Below are 16,185 nucleotides of genomic sequence, written 5' to 3' on the forward strand. Positions count from 1 at the left end.
GCGAGTCCTACCTCGGCTTTGTCGCTCTCGCCTCAATCAAGCTATGGATACCCTTTGTCCACGAAACCTAGTCATCGCGGATAATTGAAAACGGTTGCCGAACGATATGTATTGCGCAGATGGGCGAGATGATCCCCACATGCGGATTTCCGAGCCGGTCAGCCGGCACCGATGTGCGACTGGCCTATGCGCTGGCAATGACCGCCCGGGTGAACGGCGAGGTCTGGTCGCAGGGCGCGACCGGCACGATGCACTGGAGCTTCGAGGACGCGATCGCGAAGCTCAGCCAGGATCGCTCCCTAGTTCCGGGCGAAATCATCGGATCGGGCACCGTGCTCAACGGCTGCGGTTTCGAGATCGGCAAGCGGCTTGCGGACGGCGATGTCGTCGAACTGGAGATCGAGGGAATCGGCACGCTGCGAAACACCGTGCGTTTCGCCGCAGCCTGGCCAGCTTCAACATTCTTTGCAGTTCAGCCTACCCTTAGTATCGGCTATGGCATCAATTTACATCAATGCAATTTTGGCGATTTTTCTTAGCTTTACGAGGTGACTGTCGAGTCCGACAGCCTCCGTGCTCGTCCATTTTCGTCGGTCATTTCTGTATGTCGGCTCAGGAAACGTGAGCCACGGCTCGGTATCGATAACAAGGATACAAAGCGACCAAACTGTTCCTGCTTTCACGGGTGCCACCAATGTTGCCTGGCCGCGTACGGAAAGAAAAAGGCGAGATCGTCTGCCGTTTCAGTAGACTCTGGACAGAACTTTTCTCAAATTGTACCTGTTTCTTTATGGGAACATAAACCCCGTATAAGCCCGCAACCATCCCTGAGATGTCTTCTTTTGCACCTCTAAGAAAGTCCTGCGGCGTTGCTGCGGAACGTCAAGGGTCGTGAGCTGTCGTTTTGGTGACTCGCGAAAGGGGGAATGTGATGCAAAATCGTGAGCCTGAAGGGTGCATTGGCTTGCCGGTACGCTTGCGAGTGGAAGCCATGCTTCGGTGTACCGCCGGAGCGCCGGTTGCTTCCTGAATTTCACGAAAATCTACCCTCGCCGCGACGAGATCTTTCAACAAGGGGAATTTAAATGGGGAAATCATCTTGGCGTTTACTGAGATCAGGTTCGGCAGCTGTGCTCGCATTGTGTGCAGCACCGGCCATGGTCATCGGCTTAGGCCTCAGCGCACCGGCTGCCGCGCAGGATTATACCTCCGGCGCGCTTTCCGGCACGGTAGTCGATGCTGACGGTGCCCCGGTTCCCAATGCGAATGTCACGCTGACGTCGGCAGATCAGGGCTTCACGCGCTCCGCGACCAGCAACGCATCGGGTGCATTCCGCTTCGGTGCACTGCCTCCCGGCTCCTACAATGTCGTGATCAGCTCTTCGGCTGGAGACGCGGGTGAGGAGGGGATCCGGGTCGCCGCGTCGGCGACCGCAAACTATACTTTCGTCGTCGGCGCTGCGACGGAAATTGTGGTGACGAGCGCACGCCGCAATCTCGACTTTTCGAACACCACCACGGGTATCGCGGTCGATCTGCAGGACCTGGTGAGCCGCGTGCCGCTTGGCCGAAGCTTAACGGATGCAGCGCTGCTCGCCCCGACAGCTACGGCCGGCGATACGACCTTCGGCAATCTTCCGTCATTCGGCGGTGCTTCGGTGGCTGAAAATGCGTATTTTATCAACGGCCTAAACATCACGAATTTCGATACGTATCTGGGTTCGGCGCCCGTTCCGTTCGAATTCTTCCGGTCGGTTGAGGTCAAGACGGGCGGTTATCCGGCGGAGTACGGCCGGGCAACAGGCGGCATCATCAATGCGGTGACGAAGGCCGGAACGAACGACTGGACGGCGGGCATTCATCTCAACTGGGAACCGAACAGTCTGAGATCTACGACCAAGGATACCTATCGCGACCGCAACGGGAAGGACACGAATAACAACTTGAGTGCGATTGCGGAAGTGGGAGGCCCGATCATTCGGGATCGGCTGTTCGCCTACGGCCTGATCGAATTCCGGGATATCAAGAGTGGCCACAGCAGTATCGAATCGGGTGCGCGCTTCGTGGATCGGGACAATGATCCGATCTGGGGCGTCAAGCTTGATGCCTATCCGCTTGATGACCATCACCTGGAATTCACCTATTTCGACACGAGCACCGAACGGCGCAGAACAACATTGGGTTTCGATCCGGCGACGGACACGGTGGGCGACGAACTCAGCCAAACGCGCCATCGTTCGGGTGGGGAGAGTTATGTCGCGCGCTATACCGGCAATCTGGCGGAATGGTTCACCATTTCCGGTGCGTACGGCGTTTCCAAGGAACGCTTCGATGTTCTCACCAACAACGACGGCAATTATGTGCGGGATGAGCTGACAGGGGTTGTTCTTAGCGACCAGAAGCTCGACAGCGTTCAGTCTCCCTACAGCACGCGGCGCGAATTCTATCGGTTCGATGCCGACCTTTATTTCTCGCTGCTCGGCGACCACCATGTCCGCTTCGGCATGGATACTGAGAACACCAGATTGTCGAAGGTTTCCGTTCCCACCGGCGCGGACGGTTACGATGCGAACGGGCTTGCGGCGGCACCTGGCGGTGTGAGCTATTACCTCAACGTCTGCGGCGCGGATACGCCGCAATGCCTCGCGGCCGGCCTTGAGGCGAACGACAGGTATGTCGGTGTCGGATACGGAAGCCTCGGCGGAGGGTTCAAGGGCAAGAACAAGGCGTATTACGTCCAGGACGAATGGAACGTGACGCCCCGGCTGACGGTCAATCTCGGCGTCAGGCTCGATCAGTTCGCCAATTACAGCAACGCCGGGGTCAAATACATCGATCTCGACAATGCCTGGGCGCCGCGCATCGGCGCATCTTACGACGTGTCGGGCGACGGACGCATCAAACTCTACGGCAACTACGGCCGCTATTATCTTCCGGTAGCGTCGAACGTTTCCGCCGTCAGTTTCGGGTCGCCGATCAGCTTCACCGAATATTGGCAAACCGATGGCACGTTCAGTGCCAGCAGCGTGCCGACGCTGACGACGCAGATTACGGGCTGGGATGGGGGGCAGGCGTGCCCGGCGCCGATCTTCGGTGTGGGCGGCGCCAACTGTAATGTCATCGCGACTGGTGCGATCCGCGACCCCGGTCAGGTCGCCTCGCGAAATCTGAAGGCGAGCGAGGAGGACGAAATCATCGTCGGAGCCTCCTACCGTTTCAGCGAGCAATGGACGTTCGGCGTCGCCTACACGCGTCGGCGCCTGCTGGCGGTCGCCGACGACATCGCGATCGACGCGGCGGTGCGGTCGTACTGCGACGCGGAGGGTATCACCGGGTGCGATGACATCTGGGACGGCTATCACCAATATGTCGTTGCCAACCCGAACCGGGATATCGAGATCACGCTCAGCGACCCGATCAACGGCGAAGCGACGCCCCGAACCGTCACACTGAATGCTGAAGACATCGGAATCCCGAGCGCTGCGCGGAAATACGATGCGGTTGAGTTCACCTTCGAACGTGCGTTCGACGGCGTCTGGTCGCTGCGCGGCTCTTATACGTGGTCGAAAAGCCGCGGAAACGTCGAAGGCTTCGTCCAGTCCGATTTCAGCCAGAACGGTACGGGCCTCACGCGCGACTTCGATCAGCCCGACCTGATGGAGGGCGCATATGGCAAACTACCCAACCACCGCGCACATCAGTTCAAGATATGGGGTGCCTATCAGGTCACGGATGCGTTGCTCCTGGGCTTCAATGCGTCGCTCACCTCGCCGCGTCACTTCGGCTGCATCGGCAACAGCCGTGGCGGGTTTGACGGCACGAACCTCGGATATCTCTATGGTGCCTGGTCACAGTACTGCCTCGGCCGCCTGCAACCTCGCGGTACGGGTCTCGACGGCACCGGGCTGAAGAGCGACTGGGTCAAGAACATCGACGTTTCGCTACGGTACGACATTAAGCTGCCGCTGATGGGCAAGACGACGCTGCGTGCCGATGTCTTCAACCTGTTCAACTTCAAGGGCGTTACCGATGTCGATCAGATCGGCGAGTACTACCAAAACAGCGATGCTCTGAGGCCCGAATACGGTCTACCGATCGCTTACCAGCGGCCGCGTTATGTTCGGCTCGGTCTGGATCTGGTGTTCTGAAATTGAAGGGCCGGGCTGCTGGAGCCCGGCCCGACTGCCTGACGTGATAGTGCGGCTGCGATGATTGCGGGAGCGGGTATGCCGACAACAGACATGATCGTATTCGGGCTGCTGCTACTCTCGTCGACGGTGCTGGCATTTCGCCGGTACACGTATGGAAAGGCCGTTTTTCTTGCCGGATCGCTTGGCGCACTTCTGATCGCCGTGTTCGCGGCCTGGTCGCTACGGTGGCAGATCATGCCGGCGCTTCTGGTTTCTGCGCTCGCGGTCGGGGCGGGGTGGTGGATGCTCAGGCGCGAGGCGCTGGGTGTACGGCGGGTAGCGGCCATGACGGTGGCGTTCACGCTCGTTTCCGCTGCGCCCTATGTTTTCTTCCCGATCTTCACCCTGCCGCAGCCCGATGGACCGTTTCGCGTCGGTATCCAGACAGCGGACCTCCGCGATCTGTCACGCCGGGGTGTGCTGTTCACGAAGCCTGACGTTCCGAGGGATATTCCCATCACCATCTGGTATCCCGCGTCCGCCAAGGCAGGCGGGAATGCGCGCCCTTATCTGACACGGCGCGAAACGCTCGATGAGGCCGTGTCTGTCGCAAAGCTGTGGGGCTTTCCCGCCTACCGCTTTCTTTCCCTGCATTCGACCGGCACGCACGCAATCGAGGGTGCGCCGATCGCCGAGGCGCGAAAGTTCCCCCTCGTGATCTTCAGTCATGGCTACTGGTCCTTTCGCGCGCAGAATACGGCGTTGATGGAACGCCTCGCCAGCCACGGTTATATCGTCGTCAGCGTCGCACACCCGCGCGACAGCGCCGATGTGCGTTTGCAGAACGGAACGCTCATCCCGTCCGCGCTGCATACCGGGCCGGAAGGCGTTGGCGATCCGGTCGCCGATCGGAAATGGGAAGAAGCAACGACCGCGTTCATGGGCGGCGAGAGTCATGAAGCGCGCGTTTCAGCGCTGCCCACATACAAGGCCGCAGTCGCGGGACACCGGCTCGGCCAAAGTCTGGCCGCATGGCGCGACGATGTGCTGTTTGCAAGCTGGGCATTGCGCGATCGGCCGCCTCCCGCGATCAGCCGGGTCATGGCCGCTGCGGACTTTCCACGGATCGTCTATGCGGGCATGTCGTTCGGCGGATCCACGGCCGTCAGTGCCTGCGATGCCGATCCCGACTGCGTTGCCGCGGTTGATCTCGATGGAGAGAATTTCGACGGCGGACAATTCGACCGGGAGCTGCGGGCGCCGCTCCTGCTCCTGCTTACCGACCAGCCGTTCAGTGATGTTCAACGCCGCGATCCCAAATTCAATCCCACGGACTATGCGTGGGAGAAATGGCACTGCGTTGGCGATAGGGAGGACATACTGCGACTTCGCGCGCGCGGTATCCTGCACATGGGACTGACCGATTTCGTGCTGAGCGCGCGCGGGCCGTTCAAGTCGGAGCATTTCACCAGTCTCGATGGCAGTCGGGCGCTGGCCCTTGTCAACGATACGACGCTGGCCTTTCTGGATCAGCATGTTCGCGGTGCGCCTGCGGGAGCATTCAAAGCCACACTGGCGAAGTATCCGGAACTGACGCGGCTCGATACAAGCTCGCTCCGCGCACACGCGCGCGGCCTGCCCGGTCGTGCGGATTGCGTATTGCCGGGCGTCGGGCACAATCGGGAAAAGTGATGGAGGGAATATCATGAAACATCTTGCTGCATTGGCGATCGCTGTCGCTGCGTTCCATGGGGTTCCCGCCGCTGCTCAACAAAGCGCGCCCGTGCCGGCCGTCGAGGCGGATGCGCCCTGGCCGGAGACGTGGTTCGAGATTTTCAAGCTCGCGCCGGGCAAGCAGGAAGCGTTCATTCGCTTCATCGGGCTGGGCGACGACGTCCTGGCGGCGGGCGGTCAGCCGCCGATCCAGCTGTTTTTCCATGAGAACGGTGCCGAATTCGATGTCATCCTGTTCAAGCCCGTACCGGTCATCACGCCGACCTCCGAGCAGGAAGCGGCCATGGCGAGGCGAAGCAAGGAACTTGGGCTGCCTACCGGGCCCGCCTATTTCATACACATACGCGAGCTGATCGCATCGCATAGCGACACCCGGACCGTTGGTCCGGTCTCAGCGGCGCAGTGGCTGGCAAGGCTCGATAAATGGCGTGCCGCGAATCCATCGCGCAAGATGGGGCGCAACTGATGCGAGTGGGCACAGAGTGAATAAGGACGGGAGGACTGCTGAGATGAGCTATCAGTTCACGCGGCGTCAGCTGATCGCGTCCGGTGCTGCCGCTGCGCTCTGCGGTCCGGCCTTCGCAGCCAATGGCACCCTCGATACCGCGCTCATCAACGCCGCAGTCTGGACAGGCGATCAAGGCGCGATGTCGGATGCGGTGGGTATCGCGGGAAACCGGATCGCTGCCCTTGGGAGCGGCGCAGTGCGATCGGCGATCGGCCGGAAAACGCGCGTCGTCGATTGCGGTGGCGCGTTCGTGATGCCTGCGTTCATTGATTGCCACACGCATTTCCTGCTCGGGTCGATCAACATCGCGCGGCCCGTGTTCATCGATGTGCGTTCAAAGGCCGAGTTCATCGATCGGATCGGTGCGGCCGTGCGTGCACTTCCGCACGGCCAATGGCTTCTGGGCGGCCCGTGGGACGAGCAGCGCTGGGGCGGCGAGCTTCCCAGAAAGGAGTGGATCGATGCGGTGTCCGGCGATACGCCCGTCGCCATTCCGCGAACCGATCTCCACTCGCTGTTCCTGAATTCGGCGGCGCTTCGCCTTGCCGGTATCGATCGGAGCACGCCTGATGTTCCGGGCGGCGTGATCGAGCGCGATGAACGCGGCGAGCCCACGGGTGTCCTGAAAGACAATGCGACGCGCCACGTGCACGGCGTCATCCCGCCGATGAGCGCGGCATTCACGGATCAGATCGTCCGGCAGGGCATAGAATATGCGCTCAGTAAAGGCGTCGCGCAGGTTCACAATACCGAGGTGGACTGGAGCGTTCAGGACGCGGCGCGCCGTCTGCGCGCGAACGGCGCGCCCGGTATCCGCTTCTATTCCTTCGTTCCGCTCGCGGATTGGGAACGCGTGGCCGCGCTCGTGAAGGCCGAAGGGCGCGGCGACGATTGGGTACGCTGGGGTGCGCTCAAATGCGTGTCGGACGGTTCGCTCGGCGCCCGCACAGCGCGCTTCCACGAACCCTATCTGGATGCCCCAGGCCAGCGCGGCGTGTGGACCACGGGGCTCGACGAGATGCGTGAATGGATACCGGCGGCTGACGCTGCGGGGCTCGTGATCACCACCCATGCGATCGGCGATGAAGCGAATGACGTCGTGCTCGATATCTTCGCCGATGCCGAGCGACGGAACGGCAGGCGCGACCGGCGCTTCCGCATCGAACATGCGCAGCATCTCAGCCCCGGCGCCTGGGAGAAAATGGCCCGGCAGAACGTCATCGCCTCAGTTCAGCCCTACCATGCCGCCGACGATGGACGCTGGGCGGTCCAACGGATCGGTGAGGAGCGCCTGCTGCGAACCTACGCTTTCCGCTCCCTCCTCGATGCAGGTGTCCGAACGTGTTTCGGCTCGGATTGGCCGGTCGCGCCGCTCGATCCGATGACCGGCGTGGATGCAGCCGTCCGGCGGCAGACCATAGATGGCGCCAACCCCAATGGCTGGCACCCGGAGCAGCGTGTGACGATCGCGGAAACATTGACGGCCTATACAAGCACCGCTGCCTACGCGGGCTTCCAGGAGGATCGCCTCGGCCGGATCGCACTGGGCTATCTTGCGGATATGACAGTGCTGGACCGCAATCTGCTCTCTGCCGCGCCCGATCAATATCTGAAAACCGGTGTGCTGCGCACCTTCGTCGATGGGCAGGAGCGTTTTACGGCATCATCGGCCTAAAAGTCCGACATTGAGATAAGAATCAGGGGAAAATCGTGTCATCTGAAATTTCCGCACAGGAGGAGCCTGCCCCCGGGGACGTGCGCCGGGTCATCACGGCATCGTCGCTCGGCACGCTATTCGAATGGTACGATTTTTTCATCTACGGCACGCTTGCCGCGTCCGGCATCATCGGGCAGATGTTTTTCCCCACCGGGAACGAACAGTTGCAGACGCTTCTCGCCTGGGCAGGGTTCGCCGTCGGCTTCTGCTTCCGGCCTTTGGGCGCGGTCATCTTCGGCTATCTCGGCGATCGCTTCGGGCGCAAGCATACGTTCATCGTCACGATCCTCCTGATGGGCGTGGCGACGGCGGGCGTGGGTCTGGTGCCGTCCTATGCGACGATCGGCTTCGCGGCCCCGGCGCTCATCATTCTGCTGCGTATCGTTCAGGGTCTCGCGCTCGGCGGCGAATACGGCGGCGCGGCGATTTACGTGGCGGAGCATTCCCCGGCGGGCAAGCGCGGCTTCTTCACCAGTTTCATTCAGGCGAGTGTCGGCGCGGGCTTCTTCCTCAGCCTTGTTGTCGTGCTCGCTTGCAAATGGAGTATGCCGACTGAAATCTGGGACGCATGGGGTTGGCGCGTTCCGTTCCTGTTATCGCTCATCCTTCTGGCGATTTCGCTCTGGATGCGCGTCAAGCTGTCCGAAAGCCCTGTCTTTCAGGCGATGAAGGCGGCCGGAAAAACCGCGAAGAATCCGTTTCGCGAGAGCTTCACCTATCCGGGGAATGGCCGTCGTCTGTTTCTTGCGCTGTTCGGTATCGCCGCCGGTCTCACGGTGATCTGGTTCACAGCGATGTTCACGACGCTCGGCTTTCTGCAGAATGCGATGCATGTGGAAGAGAGCGTCGCGCAGATGATCGTCGGGGCTGCGGCGGTCATGGGCCTCGGCTGGTTCGTGCTGTTCGGCTGGCTTTCGGATCGCATCGGCCGCAAACGCCTGATCGTGACGGGCTATGTGCTTACGCTGCTGCTGATGTTCCCGCTCTACTGGGTCATGGGTTACGCTGCGAATCCCGCGCTTGCGCACGCGTCCGAAGAGGCGCCCATCGTTGTTTCCGGTCCCGATTGTGGCTTCAATCCCTTCGTCAAAACGCAGGATGAAGCGTGCAGCCGTCTGCTCGATTATCTCTCCAAGCGTGGTCTCGCCTACGATCTCGATGAGGCGCCCTCCGCTGCCATCACGATCGGCGGCAATGTTGTAAATGGCCATAGCGATGCGGAGCTTGATGGTGCGCTGAAAGCGGCGGGCTATCCGCTCGGAACGGTGGTTCCTTCAGCGCCGAACATGGGGATCATCTTCCTCGTGGTGATGGCGCTCACGGCGCTGTCGGGGGCGACCTATGGGCCGGTGGCCGCGCTCCTCACCGAATTGTTCCCTCCGCGCATCCGCTACAGCTCGATGTCGATTCCCTATCACTTCGGTACGGGGTATTTCGGCGGCGTGCTTCCGTTCATGGAGCAGTATATCGTGGCGCGTACCGGCGATCCCTATGCGGGTTTGTGGTACAGTTGGTGCGTCGTCGCGATGGCCCTGATCGTGACGATGCTGCTGTTGCGGGAGCGTGATCTCGTCAAGGATGAACGATATGCGGGTTGATGCGGACCGTCACGAAGCGACAGTGCCCGGGCGCGACGGGCCGCTTGCCGGGGTCGTCGTCCTCGATGTCACGCGTGTCGTCGCCGGGCCGTTCTGCGCGATGATGCTTGCGGATATGGGCGCGACCGTCATCAAGATCGAACATCCGAAGGATCCGGATTACACGCGCACCTTTCCGCCGATGGTGAACAATGGTGATACGCAGGCCAGTGCCTTCTACGCGCAGTACAACCGCAACAAGCTCGGTGTATCGCTCGATCTCAGAAGCGAGGACGGGAAGGTTCTGTTCCGAAAGCTGGTGCGAAAGGCGGATATTCTTGTCGAAAACTTTCGTCCCGGCGTGATGGACAAGCTCGGCCTCGGCTACGACGAGCTCAAGGTCGAAAATCCGCGTCTCGTCTATGCCGCGATCAGCGGGTTCGGCCGCACAGGCCCGAATTCCAGGCGTCCCGGCTATGACAATAGCGGGCAGGCGACCGGCGGGCTCTGGTCCATGAACGGCTATCCCGGTCAGGCGCCGGTGCGCGTCGGCACGATCATCGGCGATCTTTCGGCTTCGCTCTATGCAGCGGTCGGTATTCTCGCGGCGCTGCGCGAGGCGGAACGCAAGGGCATCGGTCAGGTCGTCGATGTCTCGCAGCAGGATGCCGTTTTCTCGCTGACCGAAAATGCCGTCGTGCGCTACACGGTGGACAAGGAAATCGCCACGCCGCTCGGCAATGATCATCCGTTCGTAAGGCCATACGGCCAGTATCCGTGTGCGGACGGTTACGTCTTCTTTGGCGGGTATACGGACAAGTTCTGGGCGATCACCTGCGCGATGTTCGGGGAGCCGGAGTCGGCGACGGACCCGCGCATCGACACGATGGAAAAGCGGTTCGACCCGGAAACCGATAAAACGGTCGTCACGCCTCTGCTCAATCGCTGGTTCAGTCGCTACACCAAGGCAGAACTGGAAGTGATGGCGGGGGACGACGTGCCGCTCAGCGCGATCAAGTCGATCGACGAAGTGATCGCCGACCCTCACATCAGGGCACGCGGGATGATCGTCGATGTTCCCGTCGCGGGCCGCGATATCGAGATGCTCGGCCTTCCGATCAAGCTGTCAGGCGCGGCTGTGGAGGCGCACGGTCCGGCGCCCGTGCTCGGACAGGACAATGAGCTGGTCTTGAAGGACATGCTTGGTCTCGATGATGCCGCGCTTGCGTCGCTCCGTGAAAAAGGTGTGATCTAGATGGCGATCGAAGTGACCCGCGATGGCGCCGTGGCAACCGTGCGTTTCGCGCGGCCGGAAAAGCTGAATGCGTTGACGCTGGCGATGTACGACGATCTCGGGCGCGCCTTTGCCGAGATCGGCCACGACGACCGCATTCATGCGGTTGTGCTTGCCGGGGCAGGGGACCGGGCGTTCTGCGTTGGCGCCGATCTTTCCGAATCCATTCCGGCGCTCGCCTCGGGGCGGTTCGATATCAGTGCATGGGATCCCGCCCACCTGAAGACCGGCGGATTCTACAAACCCATCGTATCGGCGGTTCGCGGTCTGTGCATGGGTGGCGGTTTCGAAATCATGCTCGCGACCGATATACGAATAGCATCCGAAGATGCGGTATTTCAGTTTCCCGAGGTGAACCATGGGTTTGTACCGGCGGGTGGTACTTTGGTTCGACTGACACGCCAGATCGCCTATGCGCACGCCATGGAGCTCATGCTCACGGGTCGGCGCTTCTCGGCGGCCGAATTGTTTTTGCGCGGGGTGCTCAATCGGGTCGTTGCGAATGATCAGGTAGAAGCCACCGCTGCCGCTCTTGCCGCTGAGATCGCGCAGAAAAGCCCGCTTGCGGTCCAGACGATCAAGGAGGCCGCGCTGACGTTGTACGATCTTCCGGTGGCTGAAGCGTTCACGCGCGAAGCTGCGCTCGGGCAGCGCACGTTTACCAGCGATCACGCCAAGCGGACGCTGGAGCGCTTTGCTACGCCAAATGAAAGAAAGGTGCCTGGCTAACGGTCTTCCAGCTTCTCCCGAAGCCAGGCGATGAAGGTCGGGTCGGCACCGTAGGCGACATTGACACGCATGGCGGGTGACGGATTTTCGCGAATCGAAAAATTGGCTGAAAGCGCGATGAAGATGCCCGCCTTCGCCGCGTCGTGAACGAGATGCTCGCTGTTCATGTGTTCGGGAAGCTCGACCCACAGATAGAAGCCGCCGCCGATCGGGCGACGAATAGTGAGGCCAAGGGCTTCCAGCGCATCTACGCTTGCCGTTGTCGCCGCGCTTGCGCGGGCGCGCAGACGGCGGAGGTGTTTCAGATAATGGCCGTGCTCCACAAGCTGGAAAATCAGGCGTTCGTCATGGGCCGACGTCGAAACGGCGGTTGCAATCTTGAGGTCGTTGAGTTCGCTCGCAAGCCTCGGAGCGGCGGCTAGGTATCCCGTACGAAAGCTGCCCGCCAGTGTCTTGGAAAACGTCCCGATGTAGATAACGCGCTCAAGCTGATCGAGCGCCGCGAGGCGCGGCGCGGTGTAGGGCAGGATATCCGCAAAAGGATCGTCTTCCACGATACGGATGTCGAGGTCGGTGGCGGCGCGCAGGACCGCATAGGCAGTGCCGATGGTGATCGACCCCCCAGTCGGATTGTGGGCAAGCGACTGGGTGAAGAAAAACTTCGCACCGCTCTTCCTCGCCTTGTCTTCGAGGTCGGCGACGTCGGGGCCGTCATGCCGCCGCGTGACGCCGATAGCGTTCGCACCGGCGAGGGCCAGCTTGGCAAGAAGCGGATAATAGCCTGGGTCGTCGACAAGTACATTCTCGCCGGACCTGATGTAGCGGCGGATCACAAGGTCCATCGCATGGTTGGCGCCGTGGGTCATCAGCAGCTGGCTTTCGCGACACGCAATTCCCCGTTCGGCGAACGCACCGCACAGTCGCTCGCGCAGCGGGCCGTATCCCCAGCTTGAATTATAGGAATCCGCTTCCTGAAAGCGCTGGTACGACAGGTAGCGGCGCAGTTCGGACGTCTCCAGCCATTCGGTCGGTGGACGACCGTCACCGGGACGGATCGGCAGGCGCCGGTCCAGTTGTTCGGTGAGGAGGGACAGCCGATCGGTCGCCATGGCAGGCGGCGCGCTCAGCTTTTGCGCGGCGGCTTGCGGGGTGCGCACGACATAGTAGCCGGAACCGGGTTTTGCCTGCAAAACCCCCTGTCCGACAAGGCGAAGATACGCCTCTACCACAGTATTCTTGCCGATACCGAGCCGCTGCGCCTCGTCGCGGATCGACGGCAGCCGCTGCCCCGGGCGCAGCGTTCCCGCGTCCAGCTGCATCAAGATGCTGTTAATGACGAAATCGATCTTCATTGGCGGCGACGGCATGGGTGTCGGCTCTCCGGTTGCACCACGTTCCTATCATATCGCCTTGAATTGTACCTGCCTCAATTGGGGTGGACCCGCTATCGATACGTCAGGCGTTCGGAGAAAGAACTGCAGTGACAGATCAAGCGACTTCACACACATCCCGAATACCGGGCTTTCACAAGCTGCCCGTCGAGCAGCGCATCGACCATGTCGCCGCGTTCGCAAACCTTGCCGAAGAGCATCGGCGCCAACTCGCGCTTGCTTCGAATATCGATACGCAACTTGCGGACCACATGATCGAGAACATGGTTACCACGATCGCCATCCCGGTCGGCATTGCCACGAACATGCGGGTCGATGGGCGCGATGTTCTGGTGCCGATGGCGACAGAGGAGTCGTCCGTCGTTGCCGCGGTCGGCAACTCCGCCCGGCAGTGCTATGAGGCGGGCGGTTTCACGACCTCAATATCGGGCACGGAAATGATCGCGCAAATCCAGTTGCTCGGTCTCCCTGATCCCGCACGCGCGCGCCTCATCATCCTGGAACGTCAATCCGAAATCGAGCGCATCTGCAACGCCTGCGATCCGATGCTCGTCAGCCTTGGTGGCGGCTTTCGGGATCTTGAGGTTCGGCGCGTCGAGACACCGTCAGGTGAAATGCTCATCACGCATATCATCGTCGATACACGCGATGCGATGGGCGCCAATGCCGTCAACTCGATGGCGGAACGGCTCGCGCCCGATCTCGCGGCATGGACCGGGGGGCGGGCGCTGTTGCGGATACTCTCCAACCTCGCTGACCGGCGCGTCGTGCGTGCGCGAGCGACATGGCCCTCTACTGCTATCGGTGGCGACGACGTGCGCGATGCGATGATCGCCGCATATCATTTCGCGGACAACGACCCGTACCGCGCCGCAACACACAACAAAGGTATCATGAATGGTATTTCCGCGGTCGTCCTCGCGACGGGCAACGATACACGCGCAGTGGAATCAGGCGCACATGCCTTTGCCGCCCGCACTGGGCGCTACCGGAGCCTGACGAGCTGGGAGGTCACCGCCTCGGGCGATCTCGCGGGTACGATCGAACTGCCGCTCGCCGTGGGCCTCGTCGGCGGCGCGGTGAAGATCCACCCCACCGCGCGCGCTCTCCTGGCGATTCTGCAGGTGAAGTCGGCGAGCGATCTGGCGCGGATTGTCGCAGCGGTCGGGCTCGCGCAGAATTTCGGAGCGATGAAGGCGCTGGCGACCGAAGGCATACAGCGGGGGCACATGTCGCTTCACGCCCAGAATGTCGCGTTCGCCGTCGGCGCCGTCGGGGACGAGGTGGCCGAGGTGGCAAGGCGCGTCGTCGCGCAAAGCGCCATCAACGAGGAAGCCGCTGCTGTAGTGCTTGCCGAATTACGCCGCGCTGCCCCGTGATCGCCGGCGAAACCACAACTATGTGCCGAGACTTTCACCCGTGTGCAGCGGGTAGAAAGAGGCGATAACCTCACGGACGGGATCGGCCTCCGTCGCGGACCACGCGCAGCGTACGCTGCCGGTGTTGGCATCGACGCTCACGAGGCTGCTGCTATATTCGCCGCGATAAAGCTCGCCGGGCGCACGCGCCCACGCATAATAGCTGGCAACTCGTGCCGACAGGAAGGTCGTTCCTACGAAGCGGCTGCCGGGGATTACCTCCACGGCGGCCTTTTCCCGGGCAGGCGGCCGTGCTGCCCTGAAGTAATAAGTATCAGTCTGGCTTATCGAGAACGCAAAGTTCAACTGTCGGTTCGGGCAAATTTATCATGGAGTAGCAGCGAGTGACGAGATTCGAACAATTCGAATGCGACGATGTGCGTGCGCTAATCGAGACCTATCCGCTCGCATGGGTGTGTGGCAGCAGCTCTGCCAACATGGAAGCAAGTTTGTTGCCGCTCGTGGGCGTTTATGGTGATGATGGAGACCTTGTACAACTGATCGGCCACATGGGGCGGTCCAATCCTCTTCATGCGGCCCTTGTTGCTGATCCGCACGCGACAATACTCTTCAAGGGGCCGGATGCCTATGTGAGCCCTGAACATGCGCGTCGCCGCAACTGGGGACCAACGTGGAATTATGTTCAGCTCAAGATTAGCGCTGAGATCGTTTTCGATCCCCTGTTCACCGAAACATCGCTGCGCGTTTTGCTCGATGCGGTGGAATCGGGTCGGGCGCAGCCCTGGAACGCTGACGAACTGGGTGCGCGCTACGAAGGAATGCTGGTGCAGATCATCGGATTTCGGGCTTGTGTGACGAATCTATCGGGACGATTCAAACTTGGACAGGATGAGGCGCCTGGGACGTTGCAGTCAATTCTGGGATCGCTTCCCGACGCGGCTACGGTGTCGTGGATGCGCCGCTTCAATGCGGGGCGTCTGTAGCGGCGATTACACCAGCGGCAATCAGCGCATCAATGTCTTTCTCCGCCATTCGGGTCGACATCAACTGGCTCGACACGGGATCGTTCTTGGTCAGTTGGATGATCGCCGCATCTGCTACTGCAATCTGCACATCGAGGTGATCGAGTTGTATGGCCAGCGGCAAGCGGGCTACGCGCACTTCCTGGGGAATGCTCGTATTGCCTGTGTGAACAACCTCTGCGAGTGCGCGGGAGTGGCGGGCTCCTCGCGCAGCGATGATACCGATCTCGGCGAGATGCCCACGCAGGCCGTTGAGGATCTGGGTGCGTTGGCCGGCCATCACCTCAGGCTGCGAATCGGGCGCTGAAACCTTGGCTCTCGTACCGGTAGGACTCGAACCACTGGACCTCATAGTCCCTTGGTATCGGCCATGGTATCCGCTATTTACAATATTGTAAGTTTATTGATTTTCTGCGCCTCTTAGGCGGACTTTCGAGTCCTTTCCTGGCACCATTTGTTCTCCTCTGGGCATTCCAAAAGTATCGAAAAAACGGCAGAAATCTGCCATTTTTCTCTTGGTCCTGTCCTATGGCATCCGAGGGAGTTTCACTCCATCCCAGCCAAAAACGGGCCACCGAAAAGGGCATCGGTGGCCCGGAAAAATACGGTGGCCCGAGTGCTGAAATGTAGTGATAGCCGTAACGTGGACTGACCCTTTTGAAGGCGATCAGTGATGGCTCTTACGAATCTAGCAATTCGCGCAC

Annotated in this window: 13 protein-coding genes; 10 read left to right on the plus strand and 3 right to left on the minus strand. The window is 61.0% G+C overall.

Annotated features, from left to right (window positions below):
- Positions 1–119: 119 nt before the first annotated feature.
- The 8 genes from ACFQ00_RS02885 to ACFQ00_RS02920 all read left to right on the plus strand — a co-directional run bounded on the left by ACFQ00_RS02885 (position 120) and on the right by ACFQ00_RS02920 (position 11,689).
- Positions 120–539, plus strand: coding sequence for a fumarylacetoacetate hydrolase family protein (locus ACFQ00_RS02885; protein ID WP_381485944.1), 420 nt, complete (start codon positions 120–122; stop codon positions 537–539).
- A 618-nt stretch (positions 540–1,157) separates the two neighbouring features.
- The gene (locus ACFQ00_RS02890) at positions 1,158–4,148 is read left to right on the plus strand and encodes a TonB-dependent receptor (RefSeq protein ID WP_381485947.1); all 2,991 of its coding nucleotides are present in this window, start codon (positions 1,158–1,160) and stop codon (positions 4,146–4,148) included.
- Between the two features lie 78 nt (positions 4,149–4,226).
- Positions 4,227–5,822 carry an alpha/beta hydrolase gene (locus ACFQ00_RS02895; protein WP_381485950.1) on the plus strand — a complete coding sequence of 532 codons (1,596 nt, stop codon included), beginning with the start codon at positions 4,227–4,229 and terminating at the stop codon, positions 5,820–5,822.
- Positions 5,823–5,835: 13 nt separating this feature from the next.
- Positions 5,836–6,330, plus strand: a complete 495-nt coding sequence (locus ACFQ00_RS02900; protein ID WP_381485952.1) for a hypothetical protein — start codon at positions 5,836–5,838, stop codon at positions 6,328–6,330.
- A 43-nt stretch (positions 6,331–6,373) separates the two neighbouring features.
- Positions 6,374–8,047 carry an amidohydrolase gene (locus tag ACFQ00_RS02905; RefSeq protein WP_381485955.1) on the plus strand — a complete coding sequence of 558 codons (1,674 nt, stop codon included), beginning with the start codon at positions 6,374–6,376 and terminating at the stop codon, positions 8,045–8,047.
- A gap of 35 nt (positions 8,048–8,082) precedes the next feature.
- Positions 8,083–9,687 (plus strand): MFS transporter, encoded by a 1,605-nt coding sequence (locus ACFQ00_RS02910; protein WP_381485958.1) that lies wholly within the window; start codon positions 8,083–8,085, stop codon positions 9,685–9,687.
- Entirely contained in the window at positions 9,677–10,921 is a 1,245-nt protein-coding gene (locus ACFQ00_RS02915) for a CaiB/BaiF CoA transferase family protein (protein ID WP_381485961.1), read from the plus strand. Before ACFQ00_RS02910 ends, ACFQ00_RS02915 begins: the two co-directional genes overlap by 11 nt.
- Entirely contained in the window at positions 10,922–11,689 is a 768-nt protein-coding gene (locus tag ACFQ00_RS02920; RefSeq protein WP_381485964.1) for an enoyl-CoA hydratase/isomerase family protein, read from the plus strand. It begins immediately after the preceding gene.
- Here the strand turns inward: ACFQ00_RS02920 and ACFQ00_RS02925 are convergent.
- Entirely contained in the window at positions 11,686–13,056 is a 1,371-nt protein-coding gene (locus ACFQ00_RS02925) for an aminotransferase-like domain-containing protein (RefSeq protein WP_381485967.1), read from the minus strand. The genes ACFQ00_RS02920 and ACFQ00_RS02925 overlap by 4 nt on opposite strands.
- A gap of 113 nt (positions 13,057–13,169) precedes the next feature.
- Between ACFQ00_RS02925 and ACFQ00_RS02930 the strand changes: the two genes are divergently transcribed.
- The gene (locus tag ACFQ00_RS02930; RefSeq protein ID WP_381485970.1) at positions 13,170–14,459 is read left to right on the plus strand and encodes a hydroxymethylglutaryl-CoA reductase, degradative; all 1,290 of its coding nucleotides are present in this window, start codon (positions 13,170–13,172) and stop codon (positions 14,457–14,459) included.
- An 18-nt stretch (positions 14,460–14,477) separates the two neighbouring features.
- Here ACFQ00_RS02930 and ACFQ00_RS02935 read toward each other — a convergent pair whose 3' ends face one another.
- The gene (locus ACFQ00_RS02935) at positions 14,478–14,723 is read right to left on the minus strand and encodes a hypothetical protein (protein ID WP_381485973.1); all 246 of its coding nucleotides are present in this window, start codon (positions 14,721–14,723) and stop codon (positions 14,478–14,480) included.
- Between the two features lie 119 nt (positions 14,724–14,842).
- On the opposite strand from ACFQ00_RS02935, the gene ACFQ00_RS02940 reads away from it, so the two are divergent.
- On the plus strand, positions 14,843–15,442 hold the full coding sequence (locus ACFQ00_RS02940; protein ID WP_381485976.1) for an FMN-binding negative transcriptional regulator: 600 nt from the start codon (positions 14,843–14,845) through the stop codon (positions 15,440–15,442).
- On the opposite strand, the gene ACFQ00_RS02945 is transcribed toward ACFQ00_RS02940, so the two are convergent.
- A complete protein-coding gene (locus ACFQ00_RS02945) occupies positions 15,423–15,761 on the minus strand; it encodes a hypothetical protein (protein WP_381485978.1) in 339 nt (112 codons plus the stop codon). The genes ACFQ00_RS02940 and ACFQ00_RS02945 overlap by 20 nt on opposite strands.
- Between the last annotated feature and the right edge of the window lie 424 nt (positions 15,762–16,185).

This window comes from Sphingosinicella xenopeptidilytica (assembly GCF_042676985.1).
In the GTDB taxonomy this organism is placed as follows: domain Bacteria; phylum Pseudomonadota; class Alphaproteobacteria; order Sphingomonadales; family Sphingomonadaceae; genus Sphingosinicella; species Sphingosinicella xenopeptidilytica.